This window comes from Nonomuraea sp. NPDC049607 (assembly GCF_040675375.1).
GTDB lineage: Bacteria > Actinomycetota > Actinomycetes > Streptosporangiales > Streptosporangiaceae > Nonomuraea.
The window spans coordinates 1-19,760 of record NZ_JBFAOV010000024.1 but is presented as its reverse complement, the minus strand read 5'-3'; the positions used below and the strand labels follow the sequence as shown (position 1 = coordinate 19,760).

General features: G+C 71.1%; 18 protein-coding genes. 10 read left to right on the top strand and 8 right to left on the bottom strand.

The features are described from left to right. Positions 1-12: 12 nt before the first annotated feature. Genes AB0J97_RS35340 through AB0J97_RS35330 form a run of 3 tightly spaced genes read right to left on the bottom strand, consistent with a single transcriptional unit; the run spans position 13 to position 2,719 of the window. A complete protein-coding gene (locus AB0J97_RS35340) occupies positions 13-846 on the bottom strand; it encodes a PIG-L family deacetylase (RefSeq protein WP_364097012.1) in 834 nt (277 codons plus the stop codon). 29 nt (positions 847-875) lie between these two features. Beyond that, the gene (locus AB0J97_RS35335) at positions 876-1,928 is read right to left on the bottom strand and encodes a hypothetical protein (RefSeq protein WP_364097009.1); all 1,053 of its coding nucleotides are present in this window, start codon (positions 1,926-1,928) and stop codon (positions 876-878) included. Positions 1,929-1,957: 29 nt separating this feature from the next. Further along, positions 1,958-2,719, bottom strand: a complete 762-nt coding sequence (locus AB0J97_RS35330; protein WP_357709594.1) for an SDR family NAD(P)-dependent oxidoreductase — start codon at positions 2,717-2,719, stop codon at positions 1,958-1,960. A gap of 59 nt (positions 2,720-2,778) precedes the next feature. On the opposite strand from AB0J97_RS35330, the gene AB0J97_RS35325 reads away from it, so the two are divergent. Further along, the gene (locus AB0J97_RS35325) at positions 2,779-3,420 is read left to right on the top strand and encodes a flavoprotein (RefSeq protein ID WP_364097006.1); all 642 of its coding nucleotides are present in this window, start codon (positions 2,779-2,781) and stop codon (positions 3,418-3,420) included. Here AB0J97_RS35325 and AB0J97_RS35320 read toward each other — a convergent pair. Both AB0J97_RS35320 and AB0J97_RS35315 read right to left on the bottom strand, forming a co-directional pair. Beyond that, positions 3,402-4,271, bottom strand: a complete 870-nt coding sequence (locus AB0J97_RS35320) for a hypothetical protein (protein ID WP_364097003.1) — start codon at positions 4,269-4,271, stop codon at positions 3,402-3,404. The two genes, AB0J97_RS35325 and AB0J97_RS35320, sit on opposite strands and share 19 nt — an antisense overlap. Before the next feature lie 213 nt (positions 4,272-4,484). Beyond that, positions 4,485-4,619 (bottom strand): hypothetical protein, encoded by a 135-nt coding sequence (locus tag AB0J97_RS35315; protein WP_357709585.1) that lies wholly within the window; start codon positions 4,617-4,619, stop codon positions 4,485-4,487. Positions 4,620-5,146: 527 nt separating this feature from the next. Here AB0J97_RS35315 and AB0J97_RS35310 point away from each other — a divergent pair. From AB0J97_RS35310 to AB0J97_RS35295, 4 genes are all read left to right on the top strand, one after another. After that, a complete protein-coding gene (locus AB0J97_RS35310) occupies positions 5,147-6,352 on the top strand; it encodes an ROK family transcriptional regulator (protein ID WP_364097000.1) in 1,206 nt (401 codons plus the stop codon). A 236-nt stretch (positions 6,353-6,588) separates the two neighbouring features. After that, positions 6,589-8,190: a hypothetical protein gene (locus AB0J97_RS35305; protein WP_364096997.1), complete on the top strand. Its 1,602-nt coding sequence runs from the start codon at positions 6,589-6,591 to the stop codon at positions 8,188-8,190. Continuing rightward, positions 8,187-10,013 carry an ATP-binding cassette domain-containing protein gene (locus AB0J97_RS35300; RefSeq protein ID WP_364096994.1) on the top strand — a complete coding sequence of 609 codons (1,827 nt, stop codon included), beginning with the start codon at positions 8,187-8,189 and terminating at the stop codon, positions 10,011-10,013. Before AB0J97_RS35305 ends, AB0J97_RS35300 begins: the two co-directional genes overlap by 4 nt. Continuing rightward, positions 10,010-11,797 (top strand): ABC transporter ATP-binding protein, encoded by a 1,788-nt coding sequence (locus AB0J97_RS35295; protein ID WP_364096991.1) that lies wholly within the window; start codon positions 10,010-10,012, stop codon positions 11,795-11,797. The genes AB0J97_RS35300 and AB0J97_RS35295 overlap by 4 nt, the downstream gene beginning before the upstream one ends. Before the next feature lie 25 nt (positions 11,798-11,822). On the opposite strand, the gene AB0J97_RS35290 is transcribed toward AB0J97_RS35295, so the two are convergent. Next, positions 11,823-13,631 (bottom strand): glycosyltransferase, encoded by a 1,809-nt coding sequence (locus AB0J97_RS35290; protein WP_364096988.1) that lies wholly within the window; start codon positions 13,629-13,631, stop codon positions 11,823-11,825. Between the two features lie 379 nt (positions 13,632-14,010). On the opposite strand from AB0J97_RS35290, the gene AB0J97_RS35285 reads away from it, so the two are divergent. From AB0J97_RS35285 to AB0J97_RS35265, 5 genes are read left to right on the top strand one after another with little or no spacing between them, the layout of a single operon-like run. After that, positions 14,011-14,973 (top strand): diiron oxygenase, encoded by a 963-nt coding sequence (locus tag AB0J97_RS35285; protein ID WP_364096985.1) that lies wholly within the window; start codon positions 14,011-14,013, stop codon positions 14,971-14,973. After that, positions 14,970-15,497: a dCTP deaminase gene (dcd, locus tag AB0J97_RS35280; protein WP_364096982.1), complete on the top strand. Its 528-nt coding sequence runs from the start codon at positions 14,970-14,972 to the stop codon at positions 15,495-15,497. Before AB0J97_RS35285 ends, dcd begins: the two co-directional genes overlap by 4 nt. Continuing rightward, on the top strand, positions 15,494-16,018 hold the full coding sequence (locus AB0J97_RS35275; protein ID WP_357709561.1) for a hypothetical protein: 525 nt from the start codon (positions 15,494-15,496) through the stop codon (positions 16,016-16,018). Before dcd ends, AB0J97_RS35275 begins: the two co-directional genes overlap by 4 nt. Next, a complete protein-coding gene (locus AB0J97_RS35270; protein WP_364096978.1) occupies positions 16,015-17,106 on the top strand; it encodes a glycosyltransferase family 4 protein in 1,092 nt (363 codons plus the stop codon). Before AB0J97_RS35275 ends, AB0J97_RS35270 begins: the two co-directional genes overlap by 4 nt. Next, positions 17,103-17,537, top strand: coding sequence for an HIT domain-containing protein (locus tag AB0J97_RS35265; protein WP_357709554.1), 435 nt, complete (start codon positions 17,103-17,105; stop codon positions 17,535-17,537). Before AB0J97_RS35270 ends, AB0J97_RS35265 begins: the two co-directional genes overlap by 4 nt. Before the next feature lies 1 nt (position 17,538). Here AB0J97_RS35265 and AB0J97_RS35260 read toward each other — a convergent pair whose 3' ends face one another. Together AB0J97_RS35260 and AB0J97_RS35255 are read right to left on the bottom strand one after the other, a co-directional pair. After that, a complete protein-coding gene (locus AB0J97_RS35260; RefSeq protein ID WP_364096974.1) occupies positions 17,539-19,035 on the bottom strand; it encodes an AMP-binding protein in 1,497 nt (498 codons plus the stop codon). A gap of 92 nt (positions 19,036-19,127) precedes the next feature. Next, on the bottom strand, positions 19,128-19,760 hold a 633-nt coding region (locus AB0J97_RS35255), incomplete at its 5' end, for an acyl carrier protein (RefSeq protein WP_364096971.1).

Genomic DNA, 19,760 nt, shown 5'->3' with positions numbered 1-19,760 from the left:
GCTCCCGCCCGCTCAGCGGGGCCGGTCGTCGCGCTGTCGCAGCCACGGGGGCGGACGGTCCGTCCCCTCGGCCGCTCCGGCCGCCTCCGGCCAGAAGAGCTCCACGGCGGCCCCGTCCCCGCGATCGACCGCGTGCTCGTGCAGCTGGGTCCGCCATCGGTCGTCGTGCCAGTGGAGCCTGAGCTGGGAACCGTACGCCTCCACGGCCCGCCACTTGTGCTCCCAGGCGGCCGGGGCGGCGGCGTACGGCCAGGCCGATCCCGCGATCCCCCGCCTCCTCGACCCCAGCATGTACGGCAGGTCCTCCCACAACATCGCGGGCAGCCCCGTCGCGCGGGCCGCCGCCAGGACCGCTCGCCGCGTCAGCCGGTGATCCACGTGTCCGCCGAAGCCCGCGCAGGTGACCAGCACGTGCGGAGCGGCGTCCCCTCGGCAGTGCTCGATGATCGCGTTCGCCAGGTCCGGACCCAGCCGTCCGTCCTCGGGCAGCCGGGAGTCGAACATCGAGCGCATGCCGTCACACAGCCACGACCCGTCCTCGCGTCTCCGGTAGACGGCGTCCGGGAAGGGCAGGTGACAGGTGGACGCGCCCACCGCCGCGGCCGCCGCCTCGTCCTCCGCCCGTCGCGTCGCCATCGCGTCCGCGCCCAGGCCGCTGGAGTCGTGGTACGCGCGGGCCACCGGTGACAGGAGGCTCGGCGCGTCCCCGGCGAATGCCGTGATGACCCGCACCTCGGCTCCCCGGCTCGTCCAGTCCGCGATGGAGGCGCCGATGGACAGGACCGCGTCGTCGAGGTGCGGCGAGACGACGGCAACCCTCGGTGGAGTGGCGTCCGCGTCAGGCATGGCCGCCGTTCCCTTCGACCGCGTCCGCGTCAGGCATGGCCGGCCTCCCAGGCCCGGCGCACACCGTCGGCCATGGCGGTGCGCAGCGCCTGCGGAACGGCCTGGTCTCCGGCGGTCCGAAGGATCCCGGAGGAGGCCGACTCCAGGGATCGGGTCACCTCCGGCCCGGCGGGCGGACCGGACCGGGCGTGCGCGGCGGTTCGCGCGATCAGGCCCAGGCTGTAGCCGGTGAGCCACAGCCCGAAGAAGAGGTTCCGCTGCTTCTGCCCCAGTCCGGCGTGGCCTTCGACGACGTCCTTGCCCTGGGAGATGACCGCCTGCGCGTCCACTCCGTGCGACCTGAGTACGTGGAAGGCGTCCCGGCGCGCCCAGCCTCCGTGGTCACCTCGCACCAGGCAGCGGGGGATGCCCCCGTCCATGGTGGACAGCACGGGAAGCACCGCCGGGGCGACGACGTGCCGGGACCAGCCCGTGCCCCGGGGGGCCGGGAGGAAGCAGGCGGCCCGGCGCTCCCCCATCGCGGCGTTGCCCCGCAGGCTCTCCCCGCCCAGGTGGTCCACCAGGTTGGGCACGAGCACCACCTGCGAGAGGCCCTTCTCGTCCAGGAAGTGACGGAGGGCGATGTCGTCCTCGGGGATGTCCGGCAGGCTCCGGCCGGCGAACTCGCGGGCCGCGTCCGCGGGCAGCACCAGCGCCACGGTGGGGATGTAGTGATCGACGACCTGCGCGAAGGTGCTCCCGCCCAGGGCCGCCAGCCGGACGTTGTACGAGCTGTCGGACCCCCATTCGGTGAACAGGCAGATCGCGTCCCGAGGGCGCAGCCCGATCGCCTGGCGCACGAGCGGCAGGAATCCCGCGCACAACCGCGCGTCGTCCTGGACCACCAGGTGGTGGGTCGCGTCGGCGCGGGCCATGCCCCACGCGACCCGCGCGGTCCGCAGCGCCGACGACGGCCCTCCGGGGTCGGGATCGAGCGCGAGGGTGAAGCCCATCTCCGGATGGCGGGCGCGCAGGGCCAGCGCGTCCGCCCTTCTGCGCGGATGAGCCATGATGGTTGCCGACAGCACCACGTCCGCGGCCAAGGCCGCCCCCTTCCCGATCCACGCCGCCGTCAGACCGTGCTGCCCCCGTCCAGGACGAGTTCGTGACCGACGAAGAGCTCGGCCTGCGGCGACGCCAGCCACAGGGCCGCGCCCGCCACCTCGCCGGTGCGGCCGATCCGGCCGATCGGCAGCTCCCTGGCCGTCCGGGCATCCCGCTGCGCGTCCCCCTCGCCCGGGAGCCGGGACATGGCCGTGTCGATGGGGCCGGGCACGATGAGCGCGACGCGGATCCCGTCGGCGATGCATTCGAGGGCCGCCGTACGGGTCAGCGCGGCGATGCCCGCCTTCGTCGCGGCGTAGGCGCCCAGGCCGGGGATCGTCACGCGCGTGCCCACGACCGACCCGATGTTGATGACGACCCCGCCGTCGTGCGACCGCAGGTGCGCGATCTCGTGCTTCATCGACAGCCAGGTGCCGGTCAGATTGTTGTTCAGCACCGTCTGCCAGTCATTCTCCGGCAGGTCCGCCAGTTCGCCGCGTCCGTGCAGAATTCCCGCCGCGTTCACCGCGACGTGGAAACGCCCGAACTCGGCCGCCGCGCTTTTCACGGCACGGGCGACATCCGCCTCGGCGCTGATGTCGGCGCTCACTCCGGCGACCGGTTTTCCCTTTTCCCGGAACTGCGCCAGCGTCGTGGCGAGAGCCGATTCATCACGATCCACGATTATCACGCCGGCGCCCTCGTCGGCGAATGCCGCCGCGACCGCGCGGCCGATGCCGGACGCGCCTCCGGTCACGAGTACCGCCTGGCCCGCGTACCGCTCTCCCATCGATTCTCCTTCGACGACGTGTACCCTCACTGAAAAGTCCGCCGATCCGGGGAGAAGCCGTGACGGCTGATGCCGTGAATCCACGGGAAACGGCCGCGCCCGCCCGGCCTCCCGCTTTCAGCTGCGCCAGGCTGCTGTTGATCGGCACGGGCTCCATCGGCGTGGCCAACCTGCCATTCTGGCTCAGCTGGCTGCGCGTCTCCTATCCGCGTCTCGATTGCCGGACCGTGGTGACGAGAAGTGCGGAGAAATTCGTCACGCGCGCCGCGCTCACCGCCCTTTCCGGCCGCGAGGCGCTGTCCGACCAGTGGTCCGACGACGCGGAGACGGGCGCCCGGCACGTCGAATGGGCGCAATGGCCGGACGCCGTCATCGTGTGGCCGGCCACCTTTCAGTTTCTCGCGCGCCTGGCGCTGGGCCTGGCGGACACCCCGTCGCTGCTGGCTCTGCAATGCACCACCGTTCCCGTCGGTCTCGCGCTCTCCCTGCCTCCTGGTGGATGGGAGAGTCCCGCGCTGCGCGCCCATGTCCGAACGCTCACCGAACGCCCGAACGTCGTCGTGCTGCCTCCCCGGCCCGGCATCAGCCTGACCACCGACCGCCGGGACGGCGGCGCCGCCGTGCCGCTCCCCACACTCGTCCGCTGCCTGGAGGAACGACTCGGCCGGCGACAGGCCGACCCTCAGGTCCCGCCGAGGTAGGCCAGGATGCGGGCCGCCACGTCGTCGGCGGTCGCCCACACCGGTTCGTCACCGGCCGGACGCGGCGCCCTGGCAGCCCTCATGTGCCGCCACAGGTCGTCCGGGCTCGCCCGGACGGTCACGCCCGTCGTCGCACCGGCGTCGGCGAGCAGCCGCAGGCGTCTGCGGGTGGCGTCGTTCAACACGCCTGCCTCCACCGTCACGACCGCGATGTCGCTCCGGCTCAGCTCGCAGACGGTGAACCCGGCGGCGTCCGCCACCACCACGTCCGCGGCGGAGAAGTACGGTTCCGGATCCTGTGTGACGCCCACCCAGGTGACGCCGCCGTGCGGGGAGGGATCACCGGCGTCGGGTCCGGCCAGGACGAAGAGGCGATCCCGCGGGCCGGCGTGCGTCCGCCACGACTCCAGCGCGAGTGCCGCGATCTGACGGGCCTCCGGCCGATCCGTCATGCCGCCGAGGGTGACGACGGCCATGAACGCGTCCGGCGGGACCCCCAGGTCGTGGCGTGCCGAGCTCCCGTCGTTCCCGAACCTGTTCACCAGCGGCCCGGTGAAGTGCACCGGCACCGTGATGTGCGGAAGCTCCTCGTGCGCGTCCCGGAAGTCCGGCACGACGATGGCCGTGGCCTTGTTCAGCAGGGCGTTGGCCCGCGGGCGTCCCCACTGGGAGAAGAACCAGTCCGTGATCAGCACGCAGGGCACGTCGAGCGCGTCCTTGCAGATCGGCAGCGCCCAGACCACCTCGTCGGCGATCACCAGGTCGGGCCGGCCGGCGCTCGTCAGGAACTCGAACACCCGCCGGCCCGCCGCGTGGGTCATGTCGGCGTCGTCCGGGATCCCGAGATCCACGAACGGGACACCGTGCAAGCCGTAATACCCGCAGCCCGAACCGGACGACGCCAGGCTGATGTCGGCGTCCGGCAGCATTCCGCGGACGGATTCCAGGATGCGCAGATCCCGCGCCGCGTGACCGAACCCGTGTCCTCGGGTCAGGAACACCACGCCGGGCCGCGAGGAGGGCGTTCCGCGTTCACCGCCTGAACGACGCACGGTCGGCGGACGTCAGCAGGCGTGGATGCCGGCGACCTCCATCGCCTCCAGATCGTCCTGTTTCATGATCTCTACCAGGTCATCCCATTTGCCGTCGATTGCCGCGAGCCAGGTGCTGTTCGGCTGCTCGTTCACGTTGAGCGTCATGAACCACCTCCACATCTGACCGACCTCATTGCGTCATGGATATCGACCGCCGCCACGCGCGAACAACCCCTGGATTCGTTACCACGCCCCCTGGGCGGCAAATTCGGCCAAGAACTCGCGCGGCCTTTGGACATTCCGTTGAATGGACGTTTGTGCGCGGCGGTCTCCGACAGAGATCAGCATAACGGCGGCCGGCGAAATGCGGCACCTACCGGTCTTACCGATCACGCCGTTATGCACCGGGGCCCGGATCAGCCGTGAACGCCCGCCGGACCGGCCCGACCGGCGTTCAAGTGGCAAAAGTGGCCACTCGACGGCTTCCAGCCGCCGGCCGTCCGGGGCCCGACAGAACCGGCGCCGGAACCGGCGCTGCGCCGTGCACGAATCCCCCGGGCACGGCCAGGTGATTGGGATAGAGTTCGAAGATCGCTTTCCTGAACGACTGGTGATCGTTTCCCGCCCCGGCCCCTTGGGGAAGATTCCATCCTGGAGATGGTCGCCTTGCTTCGGCCGACCGAGGGAGTGCTTTGCGGGGCAGGTTGGAACATATAAAGGCACAGCCCGGACGTCCGCGTCTATTACGTGAGCTCAACGATCGTGCCGCGCTGAAGCTGCTGGGCTCGTCGGGAGCGATGACCCGGGCGCAGGTGAGCGAGATGACCGGGCTGTCGAAGGTGACGGCCAGCAACGTCCTGTCGCGCCTGGAGGATCGGGGCTTCCTCATCAAGGTCGGCGTGCAGGAGGGCGGACGAGGCCCCTCGGCGGCTCTCTACGGGCTCAACCCGTCCTGCGGCTACGTCGTCGGGATCGTGGTCTACCTGGACGCCACGACCGCCGTTCTCGCCGACATCTCGGGAGACGTGCTGGCGGAGACGGCGGTGGCGACCGACCCCACCGTCGATCCCACCAGGACGATCCAGTCGATCGTCACCTACCTCACGAAGGCCGCCCGGATCGACGTCGCCCAGGTCCAGGTGTGCGTGATCTCCCTCCCGGCCGTCATCGACCCGACGACCAGCCACATCCGCTTCTGCTATGACATGCCCGCCTGGCGGGGTGACGTGAACGAGCTCCTGCGCCAGAAGCTGCGGATGCCCATCACCATCGACAACGACGTCAATCTCGCCGCCATCGCCGAACGGGCACTGGGAACCGCGAGCGACGTCCGCAGCTTCATCCTGGTCTGGATCGGGCGCGGTCCCGGATCGGCCGCCATGGTGGGCGACCAGTTGTTGCGCGGGACGGTGGGCGCGGCCGGGGAGCTCGGCTGGATGCCCGTCCCCGGCGCGCCCCTGAGCGACGGCGAGTTCGACCGCAACCGCCACGAGGTGGGCGCCGCCTTCCAGTCACTGGTGGGCTGGCGGGCGGTCCAGAAGCTGGCCGCCGAGCACGGGATCGTGGCCGAGAGCGCCGCGGGGGCCGTCGCCGTGGCGGCCGGCACGGCGGCCGCCACGGCCGCGGGGGCCGCCTTCCTCGACGAGCTGGCGCAGCGGATCGCGCTCGGCGTCACCTCGATCTGCACCGTGCTCGATCCCGAGCTGGTGGTGCTGGGCAGCGACGTCGGCACCGCCGGAGGCGACGAGCTGGCCGGCCGCGTGCAGACGGCCGTGGCCGGGATGTGCCTGGCCCGTCCTCGGGTGGAGGCCAGCAGGATCCCGCACAATCCCGTCGTGCGTGGCGCCTTGCTCGTCGCGGTCGAGCAGGCACGCGAGCAGGTGTTCTTCGGCGGTTGAGCCCGGCGATGTAGACGTCCTGGTGACCGCTGTGGCAGATTGCCCTCTGACCGGTCGCCGAACCCCACGCCGAGCACCGCCTTCTCGGTCGCCCCCCGTCCGGAGCAGGCGCAGGCCGTGAGGACGGAAGCGGCCCGGAACGAGCGCCGCGCCGTCCACCCCGTCTTCGAGCTCGCCCGGCAGGCGCCGGGACCGGGTTCGTTCGGTCTTCCGGCTGAGCCCGTGAGGAGCTCCATGTGCTGAAGATCAGCCTCGCCGTCATGTACCACCCCAGCCGGACGCGCCGGGCCGAAGCCCTGGCCGAGCGGTGCGGGCCCCTCACACCGGTCCTCGTACGCGATCCGGACCCGGACGCCGCCCCCAGCCCGCTGCGGACCGCGAAGCTCGCCTGGGCCGCCGCTCCCCCCGACGCGACCCATCATCTGGTCCTCCAGGACGACGCGGTGATCGCCGAGGACTTCGCCGCACAGCTGCGCTCCGTGGTCGCACAGCGCCCGGACCACGGGATCGCCCTGTACGTCAACCACGTCAGCCTGCGCAACTCCTACCGCGTACGGCGGGCGGCGGCCCTCGGCTCGTGCTGGGCGCCCGTGTCGCGGCACGAGTACACCCCCACCCTCGGGTTCGTGCTCCCGGCGCACCACGCGCGGGCCCTCGCGACGTATCTCCGGACGCTTCCCGACGAGTTCCGGGCCGACGACGAGGCCGTCACCGTCTTCTGCCGGAAGCAGGGCATACCGGTGACCGCCGCCGTCCCGAACCTGCTGGACCACGCGGACCTGCCGAGCATCGCCGGCAACGACAACCACGGTTCCCGGCACGCGACCGTGTTCGCGGACGCCCTGGAGCTGCCCGAGGCCTACTGGGACGACGGGACGGACGAGCCGCCGCCCGACGCGGGCGTCCCGCCGTTCACCGTGGACGTCTACGACTCCCGCTGCCTGATCCGCTTCACGAGGCCCGGCACCGGCGAGCCCGTCGACCATCTCTACGGCTGGTACTGGCGCGACTGGTGCCGCCTGCTGGACGTCGAGGCCGAACACGTCGTCGAGAGCTGGCGCGCGCACGCCGGCGACCGGGATCGGGTGAGCCTGGAGTTCTGGGCCGCCGGATATCTCCTGGGAGCCGACGTCTCCCGCTTCCCCTCGAAGGACGGAAGGGACCGTCCGGCGTTGCGCGCGGCGGTGGCCTCGTGGGTCGAGTCCGGCGTGTCCCCTCAGGACGAGGTCGACGAACCGGGCAGAGCTGCCTTGATCGACACGTGCCTGGCGGGGTTCCGGGCGAGCAGCGCCGCCGCGGGCAGCGGTGAGCTGATCGGCAGGATGGCCAGGCGCGAGGCGGCGGTCGTCACGGCGGTGCCGCCCTGCGAGATCAGGATGGACGTCCTCAAGGCGGAGATCCTGTTCGACGTGCTTCCGTGCCCGTGGTGCCGGGCGGAGCCGCGCACGAGGATGCCGACGCGGTCGGTGATGCCGTACCGCGACGGCTCCTCCCCGCTGCCCGTGCTGGCGCTCCTCAGCTGTGAGGAGATCTCCGCCAGGCACCTGCTGGCGCTGCGCGGCAGGCCCCCGGGGACGCGGCTGCGCACCCGCGCGGCCTTCTGGGCCGAGTACACCGCGAACGCGGCCGGCCCGCTCGGCGACGACGAGATCCGACGCGCACTCACCGCACTCGACGAGGACGAAAGCATGGATCGAGTACTGCCCGTCTCCAGCAGGCTCCCCGGCCTCGCCGAGAGCCTGCACTTCCTCACCGCTCACGTCTCCGGACCGCTCGTCGACCAGCTCAACCGCCGGTATCTGGGGGCGCGCCTGGCCGCGGTGAGAGACCTCCTGTGAGGTTCGGGAGAGCCACCGCCGACGCTGCCGCCATCCTGGAGCTCGCCCCCAAGGCGGGTGCCGGCCTGCTCGGGGCCTCGATCGGGCTCAACGTGCTGATCGGGGCGCTGCCTGCCGCGTTCATCCTCTGGACCGGCGTCATGTTCCAGCGCCTGGTGCAGGCCGACACCCAGGCCCTGGCCGTGGCCATCGGGCTGGCGATCGGCAGCTTCGTGCTCCAGCAGCTCCTCGTCCCCTTCCAGCTGGCCCTGGCCGAGATGGTGACGCGGCGCGTCGACGGCCGCTGCATCCGGCGCGTGATGCTGTCCGCGCTGGTGGACGCGCCCATGAGCGCCCTCGACGAGCAGAAGACGGCCAACAGGCTGGCGGACGCGCGGGACGGGTTCGACCGGGTGCAGCCGACCCCGGGGGACGCCGTCGCCGGAACCCTCGCGCTGATCGCCCGCTACACGCATCTGGCGACCGCCGCCGTGCTCATCGGCGTCGTGCTCGGGATCCTCCCCGGCGTCATCGCGACGGCCACCGCGATCGTCATCAGGACCGGCCAGCGCAGGTCGTTGGCGCGTTTCTCCGAGCTGTGGGACGGCCTGGCCGGCGAGCGGCGCATGGCGGTCTACCTCCGGGGCCTGCTGACCACCCCGCAGTGGGCCAAGGACATCCGGGTCCTGCGGATCCTGCCCTGGCTGCGGAACCGGCACGACGGCGACTCGGGCGGCTACCTGGCGCTGCTGTGGTCGGGCCGCCGGCGGATCTGCTTCGCGCCCTTCCTCAGGTATGCGCTGGTCGCGCTGGTCGGCGGCGCCCTCACGATGGTCATCCTGGCCCGGGAGGCGGCGGGCGGCGGGTTGAGCCTGCTGGAGCTCTCTTTGGCGATCCAGGCCGCGCTCGTGCCGATCCGGTACGGCGTCTACTTCCCGGAGAGCGACGTCAAGACGCAGGTCGGGCTGCAGGCGTATCACGCGATGGTCGAGTTCGAGCGGGCCGCCGCCCGGGCCGCCGGCGTGCGGACGACGGCCCGGGCCGTCCTGGAGCCGCCGCGGCGGGCCATCCGGTTCGACGAGGTGGTGTTCGGCTACGGCGAGAAGACCGTCCTGCGGGGGCTCGATCTGGAGATCCCCGTGGGGCGCTCGACGGCGGTGGTCGGCCTCAACGGCGCGGGCAAGACCACGCTGGTGAAACTGCTGGCGCGCTTCTACGACCCGGATGCCGGCCGGGTGCTCGTCGACGGCGTCGACCTGCGGGACATCGACCCTCGGGCATGGCAGCGATCGCTCTCGGTGATCTTCCAGGACTTCGTCAGGTACGAGCTCGGCGCGGCCGACAACATCGGCCTCGGCGCCCCCGACCTGATCCACGACGAGGCCGCGTTGCTGGCGGCGGCCGAGCGCGCGGGCGCGGGCGAGCTGCTGCGCTCCCTTCCCGGCGGGCTGTCCACCCCTCTGTCCAGGGCCTATTCCGGCGGCCGTGACCTGTCCGGCGGGGAGTGGCAGCGCATCTCGCTGGCCCGCGCGCTGCTGGCCGTCGACCGGGGCGCGTCCGTGCTCATTCTCGACGAACCGACCGCGCAGCTCGACGTCCGGGCCGAGGCCGAGTTCTACGACCGGTTCCTGACCTTGACCCAGGGCCTGACGACGGTCGTCATCTCGCACCGGTTCTCGACGGTCCGGCGTGCCGACCAGATCGTCGTCCTGGAGGGCGGCCAGGTCGTGGAGTGCGGCTCTCATGACGGCCTCATGCGGCTGGACGGCCGGTATGCCGGCCTCTTCCGCCTGCAGGCTCAGCGCTTCGGTGACCACGACCCCTCGCTGGAGGCGACCCGATGAGATCCCTGGTGCGCACGGCCGGGGCGCTGTTCGCCCTGTCCGCGCGAGCCGATCGTGGGCGGCTGACGCGGGCGGCGGTGCTGGTGCTCCTCGGCTACCTGTCCACGCCACTGATCGCTCTGACGCTCATGGCCTTCACCAACGCCGTGATCGGCGGGGATGTCGCGACGGCCACCTGGTTCGCGCTGGCCGTGAGCGTCCTGCTGGTCGTCGAGCTGATGGCCGTGCACTTCGCGCATCTGGCGTACTTCGAGGTCGGAGAGCTCGTCGAGATCGAGCTCAGCGCGCAGCTCGGCGAGCTCGTCCATGGCGTGCGGGGGCTCGACCACTTCGACGATCCGCAGGTGACGGGGTCCGTCGCGCTGATCCGTGAGGGGATCGCGCAGACCCGCGCGGGCATCGAGGCGCTCCTCCAGTTCTGCGGCCTGGCGCTCCAGGTCGCCGTCACCGCCGTCGTGCTCGGGTGGCTGAACCCCTGGCTGATCCTGCTGCTGCCCGCCGCGCTGCCGCCGGTCCTGCTCGGCGGCCACGCGCAACGCCTGGTCGACGCGGCCAAGGAGCAGAGCAGCCAGAGCACGCGGCTGGCCGCGCATCTCCTGGCCGTCGCCACCTCGCCGGCCAGCGTCAAGGAAGTGCGGATCTTCGGTTCGGAGCGGGAACTTCTCGACCGGCAGGGCAGCAGCTGGTCGCGGGTGTCCGCCCTGCTGGCCCGGGCTCAGCTCAAGAGCGCGCTGGTGCGCGCCCTGGCCCAGTTGCTGTTCGCCCTGGCCTACGGCGGGGCGATCGTCACCGTGATCTCCAGCGCGCTCGCCGGCCAGGCCGACCTCGGGCAGGTGGTGCTCGTGATCACACTCGCCGTGCAGGTCAGCGTGCAGGTCTCCAGCGCGCTCGCGTTGCTGGTCCTGCTCCAGACCAGCGGGCTCACCCAGGACCGGCTGGCCACGCTGCGCGCGAGGCTGGCCGGCCGGACGGAGACCCGGCCGGCCCGGCGCCCGCTCCCCCGCCGCCTGACGCGCGGCATCCGGCTGGAGAACGTGAGCTTCGCCTACCCGGGCACCGATCGCCTCGTCCTGCGGGACGTGACGCTCGACATCCCGCACGGCGGCACCGTGGGGGTCGTGGGCGAGAACGGGTCGGGCAAGAGCACCTTGATCAAGCTGTTGTGCGGCCTCTACGAGCCCACCGCGGGCAGAATCCTCATCGACGGCGTGGACCTGCGGGAGTTCTCCCCCGAACTGTGGCGAGCCCGTCTGGCCACGCATTTCCAGGACTTCGCCAGGTTCGAGCTGCGCCTGCGGGAGAACGTCGGCCTCGGCCGCCCGGACCTGATCCAGGACGACCAGGCGCTCACCGGAGCGCTGCGCCGAGTGGGCATCGAGGGCATCCTCGACACGGTGCCCGGCGGGCTCGACGGTCTCCTCGGCCACGGCTACGGCGACGGCGTCGGGCTCTCCGAGGGCCAGTGGCAGCGTCTGGGCCTGAGCCGGTGCCATCTGCGCGAGGATCCGCTGCTCCTGCTGCTCGACGAACCCGCGTCGGCGCTCGACGCGGCGGCCGAGCACGCGCTGTTCGAGCAGTACGCCGCGTCCTCCCGCGAGACCGCGCGGAAGTCGGGCACCATCACGATCTTCATGTCGCACCGGTTCTCGACCGTCCGGCTGGCCGACATGATCGTCGTCCTGCACCAGGGCAGGGCGGCGGAGACGGGTGACCACGCGGGTCTCATGGAAGCGGGCGGCCTGTACGCGGAGCTGTTCGGGCTGCAGGCCAGGCTCTACCGCTGACCTGGGCCGCGCGGCTCCCGGCAGGTCAACGGGCCGCCGGGGCCGGCTCCGACCTGGGCAGACCGTAGATGCGCGCCCAGCTCTCGCGGCTGGACAGCTCCGGCAACGCCCGCCGGTACCGCTCCCGGACGGCCGCGCCGTGCGTCAGGAGCCTGAACAGCACCTTGCCGCCGTGCGCGGCGAGGGAGAGCATGCGCCGCCGGTCGTACCGCCTGACCCGCATGCCTCGCTGGGAGGCGTCGGTCACGACCGCGACCCTGAAGAGCGCCACATGCCACCAGTACGCCTCGTCGTGCGGGATCGCGCCGAGCGCGTGTCGATGACGCCCGCACAGCCCGGCCACCATGCGCCTGATCGTCACCAGGCGCGGCCTCGGGCCGGCGTTGACGATGCGGAGCTCGTCGGAGGCGACGCCGGGCAGGCGGGTGGCCGGATGCGGCCTCGTCTCGGGGAAGGCCGCCCGCAGCTCGCGGACCTCGGACAGGGCGGTGACGCCGCCGTCGGCCAGGACCTCGGGTCCGGTCAGGAAGTCCTCGACGGCCTTCAGGAGCGTGGCGGCCAGGCCGTACCGCATGGACAGCAGGTGCTGGACCAGCTCGCCGCCGAGCTTGGTCAGCAGCCGGCGTCGGCCGAACCTGCCGTGCAGCGCCGAGATGATCAGGTAGTTGCGCAGCAGGAAGTAGCGGTTCAGCTCGTCCAGGTCCTTGGCCGCGAAGTCGGCGTGCCACAGGCCGGCGCCCGGCAGGGTGATCGTGGGGAAGCCGTACGCGCGGGCGCGGTAGGAGTACTCGGCATCGTCCGCCTGGAAGAAGAACGGCAGCGGATACCCGATGCCGTCGACCACCTCGCGCGGGATCAGGCACGCCCACCAGCCGTTGGCGCCGGCGTCGAGCCGGCGTTCCTGCAGGGCGTCGTGGAGGAGGTCCACGTCCTGCATGCCGTACGGCATCGGCAGGCCGGGCTGGAGCCCGTCGATGTCGCACTGCTGGGAGTCGGCGAGCAGGATCCCGGGATGGAAGAGGTTGAGCATCTGCCCGCCGACGATCATCGGGTGCGCCGTGTGGTCGCCGAACGCGGTGAGCCGGATGATCACGTCCGGCTCCAGCAGCACGTCGTCGTCCATGAACAGGGCGCTCATCGTCTCGGTCGCGGGGTCGCCCGCCAGCTCCACGAGACCGCGGGTGAAGCCGCCCGCCCCGCCCAGGTTGGCCTGGACGAGATAGTGCAGACGTTCGCCGAGCCGACGGGCGACCTCCTCGAAGCCCGCGCACTCCCCCAGCCGGTCGGCGCCGTGGTCGACGACGTACACCCTGCCGAGCGCCTCCAGCGCGGTCTCGTCGGAGGTCAGCGCGTTCAGGGTGGCCAGGCAGTCGAGGGGGCGATCGGTCGTGCAGATGACCAGCGCCGCCGGGCGTCGCGCGGGCGGCGTCCCGACCGTCCAGCGCAGGTGTTCCACGGTCAGCCGCTGGCCGGGGTCGGTCTCCAGGTCGGCCCAGAGGGAGCCGCCGTCGACGAACCTGTCCAGCGGCGCGGCCAGCACGACGTCCCGCATGCCCGGCCGCACCGTGCAGGTGGCGACGACCCTGGCGGGCCCCTTCGTGTCGGAGGCGCCGATCGACAGGCGTCCCTCGCCGGACACCCGCGCTTCGACGCGGACCTCCGTCACGTCCGTCCAGCGTTGCCAGTAGCTCGCCGGGAACCGGCCGAAGTAGGTGTCGCCGGAGACCTTCGCGGACGGTCCCAGACTCAGCGTCGTGCGGGTTCGGGTGACGGGTCCGCGGACGACGGCGGCGTACAGGTCGGCGGCGACGACGTCCGAGGGGCCGGCGAACAACCCCCGCTGAACGAGCCGGCGGGCACCCGGAATCGAGCGGGTCGTCGAATCGCGGTTTTCATTTTGGCCACCTGATTGCGTCAACGCAACTCCCGCATGTCGCTCCCGCTCGAATACTCGCGAAACGATACACAGCCGCTTCTCGAAGGCACACCCCGACTTGACAGGTATTGCGGGCGCGAAGAGCATGGAGCACGCGTCGCGAACGCCGCGACAATTCATCGATATTCCGCCGTGCGGCCCTTCGGCGAGCTCGGCTCGCGGATTGTTCACATAGCAACAGGGGCTGAATAAATGCGCCCGGCACCATGTCCAGCAGCACCCCGGAACCAGCGCTAATCGTCCACGAAGAGGGCGGGCAGCCCAGGGAGAGGTCGACGTGACGACCCGAATCGATGAACTCGGCGCGATAAACCCCACCACGCTCCACCGCCTGGCCGCCGCCTGGCCGAGGCGGGCGACCATCCGTACGGACCTGAACAACGTGACTCACCCCGAGGCATATGATCCGGAACTGTTCGACTATCCCGTGTCGCTGTTGCCGTTCGGTGAGCATCCTGATTTCCTGGCGGCCGACGAGCACCGGCAAAGGCTGGTGAACACGCTGGCATGGCTGATGTGGAACGAACGCGTCATCGCCGCCGAGGAGTTCGTGGCCAATCCGACATTCGAGATGCTGGCCCATGGCGTCTTTCCCGGAGTGGAGAGCGACGCGGCCAGGGAATCGGTGCAGCAATCGCATGTCGACGAGGTGTGGCACACCTACATGCACATGCTCGCCATGCGCCGGACCCGGCAGGCGAGAAAGCTCACCGGCGAGCCCGAGCGGTACTCCCACGCGATCACCAACCGGACGTTGTACGCCCTGGAGGCGCAGGCCGGCGAGCGATGGGAGCGCGACCTGCTCTACCTGCTGTGGACGGCCGTCGGCGAGATCAGCGTCAACGCGTTCCTCGACCTCATGGCCTCGGACAAGACGATCCAGCCGATGCACGCGCTCGTCGCCCGGCTGCATTCGAGGGACGAGGCCGCGCACGGGCCGGTGATGCTGGAGATCATGCGCGATGTCTTCCGCAAGCTCGACAGGAAGCAGCAGGACCTCTTCATCAGGAACCTCCCGCAGGGGATCATCGCCTTCGGCGCCGAGGACTACGACATGTGGCCGCAGCTGCTGGAGTTCGCCGACATCCCGAAGGCCAGGGACATCATCGAGGACTGCCGGTCCCTTCCCGGCAACGACCTGCTCGTCACCGACTTCTCCGGCGTGCATCGGCTGGTGCGCGAGCTGGAGATCGAGGATCGCGTCGAGTTCGACTTCGCGACGAACCGGATCACGACGTGATCCTCACCGGCCCGGAGATCATCCAGGCGACCGGGGACGGGCGCATCGACATCTCGCCCTTCAGCCTCGACCAGGTCAATCCGAACAGCTACAACGTACGGCTCGGCGACACGTTGCTGACCTACCCGGACGTGGTCGTCGACGCCCATGAGGCCAATCGCACCCAGGCCGTCTCGATCGACGAGACGGGGTTCGTCCTCCAGCCCGACGAGCTCTACCTCGGGCACACCGTGGAGCGGGTCGGCTCCGACGTCTACGTCCCCCTGCTGTTCGGGCGCTCCTCCGTCGGGCGGCTCGGCCTCTTCGTGGAGATCACCGCCCCCATCGGGGACATCGGGTTCCACGGTCAGTGGACGCTCATGCTGTCCCCGGTCCGCCCGCTGCGCGTGTACCCCGGCATGAAGATCGGTCAGATCATGTTCTTCGTGTCCTGCGGTGAGATCGATCTCTACGCGGGCAAGTACCAGGCGGCCTCGGGCCCCCAGGCCTCCCGTTACTGGCACGACCGGATGGCTCCGCTGTGATCCTCACCGGGCAGGCGATCGCCGCCGCCGTGCGCTGCGGTGACATCGTCATCGAGCCGTTCGACCCCGGGCGCCTGTCCCCCAACGCCTACGACTGGCGGCTGGGCGACCGCATCCGGGTCTGCGACCGGGAGTTCGACGCCGCCGCCGTCACCACGTACGTGGAGGAGCCGATACCGCCCGAGGGCATGGTCCTGCGGCCGGAACGGCTCTACCTGGGGGTCACCTACGAGCGGACCTCCTCCGAACGCTACGCGCAGATGATCAACGGGAACCACACCGTGGGCGGGCTGGGCGTCTGGGTGCACGTCTCCGCGCCGCTGGGGCACGCCGGCCACTCCATCAACTGGACCCTTGAGATCCGCGTGGCCCGGCCGGTGCGCGTCTACCCGTACATGACGTTCGGTAAGATCATCTTTCTGGTGGCGCACGGGGCCATGGCCAGCTACCAGCACATGGGAACGAAGTACCGGCAGACCCGGGGGATCGACATCTCGCACCTGTACCAGGAGTTCCAGTGACCCAGGGCACGGCCGCCCGTGGCGGCGGTGCGATCCTGACCGGGCTGGACCTGCCGCACGGCAGCCCGGGCGGGAGCGTCGAACTGCTGCACGACCTCTATCTGGGGCCGGAGCCGCTCATCGCGGCCGACGTGTTCATGCTCGGCGACGATCCAGGCGCGCGGTCGCCCGTCCTGCTCGACGTCCCCGGCAAGCAGCTGGACGGTCCGGGGTTCTGGGCGTACGTCGGCGACCTGGCCGACGCGATCCGGAAACGGTTCCCGGCGGGCGAGCACGGCTTGTTGCACCTGCAACACCTGGCGTTCGGGGCGACGCCCGCACTGCTGCGCGCGTTTCCCGATCTGCCGTCGGTCGCGCTGGTGCACGGGACGGATCTGCTGTTCGCCATGGACCATCCGAGTCAGGAGGCCGTTCTCCGCGAGGCCGTCGCCGCCGCTCACGCGATCGTGGTGCCCACGGCGGCCATGGCCGGGCTGCTCCCCTGCGACGGCTCCCGCGTCGTGCACATCCCGTGGGGCATTCCCGATCACCTGCTCACGGCCCCTCCCGAGCGCACGCCGTACGGAGGAGAGGAGTTCCGCGTGCTCTACGCGGGACGTCTCACGGACGAGAAGGGCGGGGCGCTCCTGGAAGCGGTCGCGGGCGTCGAGGGCGTACGGTTGAGTGTCGCCGCACCTGTGGCGGAGTACCGGGCGTTGGAGCGCGTCACGGACATGTCCGGCGTGCGATACCTCGGCTGGCTGACCCGCCCGGAGCTGTGGCGGGCCTTCGCGCAGCAGGACCTGCTGGTCGTCCCCTCCACGAGGCTGGAGGCGTTCGGGCTGGTCGCCGTGGAGGCTCAGGCGTGCGGTCTTCCGGTGCTCCATCAGCCGGTCCCAGGGCTGGCGGAGGTGCTGGGCGACTCGGCTCTCACCTTCTCGGACCGCTCCGCGCTGCCGGAGGCCGTCATGCGGCTGGCGAAGGACGGCTCGGCCTTGGACGAGCTGCGTGCGGCCGGGTTCCGTAACGCCGCGCGGTTCCCGTTGTCGAGGACCGCGCGGGAGTTGCGGGAGCTGTCCGATCAGCTGCTGCGGAAGGCCGGCCGGTGACGAGTACCCTTTCCGGTGCCGGATGCGTCTTCTGTGACATCGCCGGCCGCCGCCTCCCGGCAGCCCTGTTGTACGAGGACGAGTCGACCATGGCCTTCCTCGACATCACCGCGGTGACGGAGGGCCACACCCTCGTCATCCCCAAAGCCCACGCAGCCGACATCTGGGACATCTCACCGGAGGACGCGGCGGCGGTGATGCGGACCGCCCACCGGATGGCCGCGCGCATCAAGCAGGTGCTCGCTCCCGACGGCATGACCCTCTTCCAGGCCAATCGCGCCGCTGGCTGGCAGGACGTCTTCCACTTCCATCTTCATCTCGTCCCCCGCGAAGACGCCGACCATCTGCACCGCCCCTGGTCGGCCGCACCCGTCAGCCTGGCTTCGCTGGAACCCGTACGCGCTCGCCTGGCCCTGCCGCCGCTTTCTTGATCTACTCCCGCCCCTCCTCCAGGAGCCGGGCGAGCTTCGTGCGCTCGTTCTTGCCGTTGAGCGTCAGCGGTAGGGCGGGCAGGACGCGGCAGAGCGCGGGCACCTTCGCGGACTCCAGCCGCTCCGCCAGCTCGCGCAGGACGATGTGCGGCTCCAGATCGCCTTCGACGAGGAGCGCCAGATCGTGCCGGCCGTGTGGAGGCAGTGCCGCGGCGGCCCGGACGCCCGGGATGTCCAGCGCGGCGGCCTCGATCTCGGTGGTGCTCATCCGCGTTCCCCTGCGCTTGAACGTGTCGTCGCGCCGGCCCTCGAAGTAGAGGTAACCGTCCTCGTCGAGGTGCCCGTAGTCGCCGGTGTGCAGGCGCGTCCCGCCGGACCCGTCCGGCCGGTAGGTGCGGGCGGTCAGCGTGGGGGCGCGCCAGTAACCCGCCATCACGTTGGGCCCGATCACCACGATCTCCCCCGTCGTGCCGGGAGGGCACGGCGTGCCGTCCTCGCCGAGGATCAGCACGCGCGTTCCGGGCAGGGCGCGGCCGACCGAGTCGGGGCGTTCCCGGTCCAGCTCGGGCTCCATGATCGTGACCCGTTTGCATTCGGTGACGCCGTACATCCGCACCACGCGTGCGCCGGGGAAACACTCGCGCAGCCCGTCGATCGTGGCGGCGGGAAGCGCGGCGCCGGTGCTGGTGACCATGCGCACCGCCGACGCGGCGCCGGGAGCGCGCCTGCCGAGGGTGGCGAGCATGGAGCCCAGCGAAGGGACGACGGGCACGACGGTCGCGCCGCACTCCTGGATCCGCCTCAGCACCGTCAGGTCGGGCCCGTCGCCGGCCAGCACCAGCTCGGCGTTCCCGAGGGCGGACAGGAAGATCTGGTAGAGCCCGTAGTCGAAGGACATCGGCGACCGGCAGAAGACCACGTCGTCCGGCCCGTAGCCGAGCATCGCGTTGATGGCCGAGGCCGCGAACGTCACCTGCGCGTGCGGGCACACCACCGCCTTGGGCGCGGCCGTGCTGCCCGAGGTGTACATCAGGACGGCGACGTCCTGCGCCCGGACCTGCGCGGACTCGGCCGACCTGCCCTGGTCCGCGAGCGTCCGCACCTTCTGCCAGAGGTCGTCGATCTCGTACACCGGCAGGTCGGTGATCGCGCGCATGGCCTCCCCGTCCCCGATGACCAGCTTGGGCGCGGAGTCCTCCAGGACCGAGCGCAGGTGATACGCCTTCATCCCGGGATTCAGCGGCACGAAGACGGCGCCACGGCGGGAGGCGCCATAGAGCAGCGGGACCACCTCGCGCACGTTGGGCAGTCGCACGATGATCCGGTCACCCGGTTCCACACCCGCGTCCGCCAGCCAGGCGGCGACGGCGTGACTGAACTCGGCCACCTGCCGGTAGCTCCAGCCGCCCTTCGCGTCGCGCACCGCGATGCCGTCGGGGTTCGCGGCCTCGGCGTCGTCCAGCAGATGGTGCACGAGCCGCGTCGCCGGAGGGGCCACCGTTGGATTCAAGCCGCTCACTACGACTCCCGCTTCTGCCGGATGGATGGTGCCGGGGTGCGGCCTCTGAGTGCCGACGGACTCGTGAGACCTCACAGGCCCTCGTCGATCATCGTGAAGAGCTCGTCCGCATCGGCCGTACGCACATCGCCGTCCTTGTTCGCCTGGGGACGGCCTCCGCGCCAGTCGTCCATGAGCTTCTGGAGGCGCACCGTGAGAGCGGTCGCCGCCTCTCCGTCGGCGGAGATCTCCTTCAGCAGCCGGCCCAGCTCGTCCAGGTTGTGCATGGCCCGCGACTCGACCGAATCCTTCTTGGGAAGCACCTGGTCGCCGACGTGCTCGGCGATGGCGGCCGCGGTGGGATGGTCGAAGACCAGCGTCGCCGACAGTCGTAGTCCGGTGACCTGGCTGAGGCGGTTGCGGAGCTCGACCGAGGTCAGCGAGTCGAAGCCGAGTTCGCTGAGGGACTTGTCCGGGTCCACCTGGTCTCCGGAGGCGTGCCCGACCACGGCGGCGACCTCCGAGCGCACCACGGAGAGCACGATCTGTTCCTGTTCGGCCACCGGCAACCCCGCCAGCCGCTGTTCCAGTGGTGTGCGGGTCTCAGGGGCGGGCGCAGCCTCGGCGGTACGGCGCTTGGGGGCGGGTGTCAGGGCTCGCAGGATCGCGGGGACGCCGTCTGGTCGTGTGGCGAGGGCTCGTCGGTCGATCGGTAGGGGGATCAG

What these genes read in the sequence shown, in the direction of transcription:
- AB0J97_RS35340 (WP_364097012.1), bottom strand. Translation starts at nt 846, where the DNA reads ATGCCTGACGCGGACGCCACTCCACCGAGGGTTGCCGTCGTCTCGCCG.
- AB0J97_RS35330 (WP_357709594.1), bottom strand. Translation starts at nt 2,719, where the DNA reads ATGGGAGAGCGGTACGCGGGCCAGGCGGTACTCGTGACCGGAGGCGCG.
- AB0J97_RS35315 (WP_357709585.1), bottom strand. Translation starts at nt 4,619, where the DNA reads ATGACGCTCAACGTGAACGAGCAGCCGAACAGCACCTGGCTCGCGGCA.
- AB0J97_RS35295 (WP_364096991.1), top strand. Translation starts at nt 10,010, where the DNA reads ATGAGATCCCTGGTGCGCACGGCCGGGGCGCTGTTCGCCCTGTCCGCG.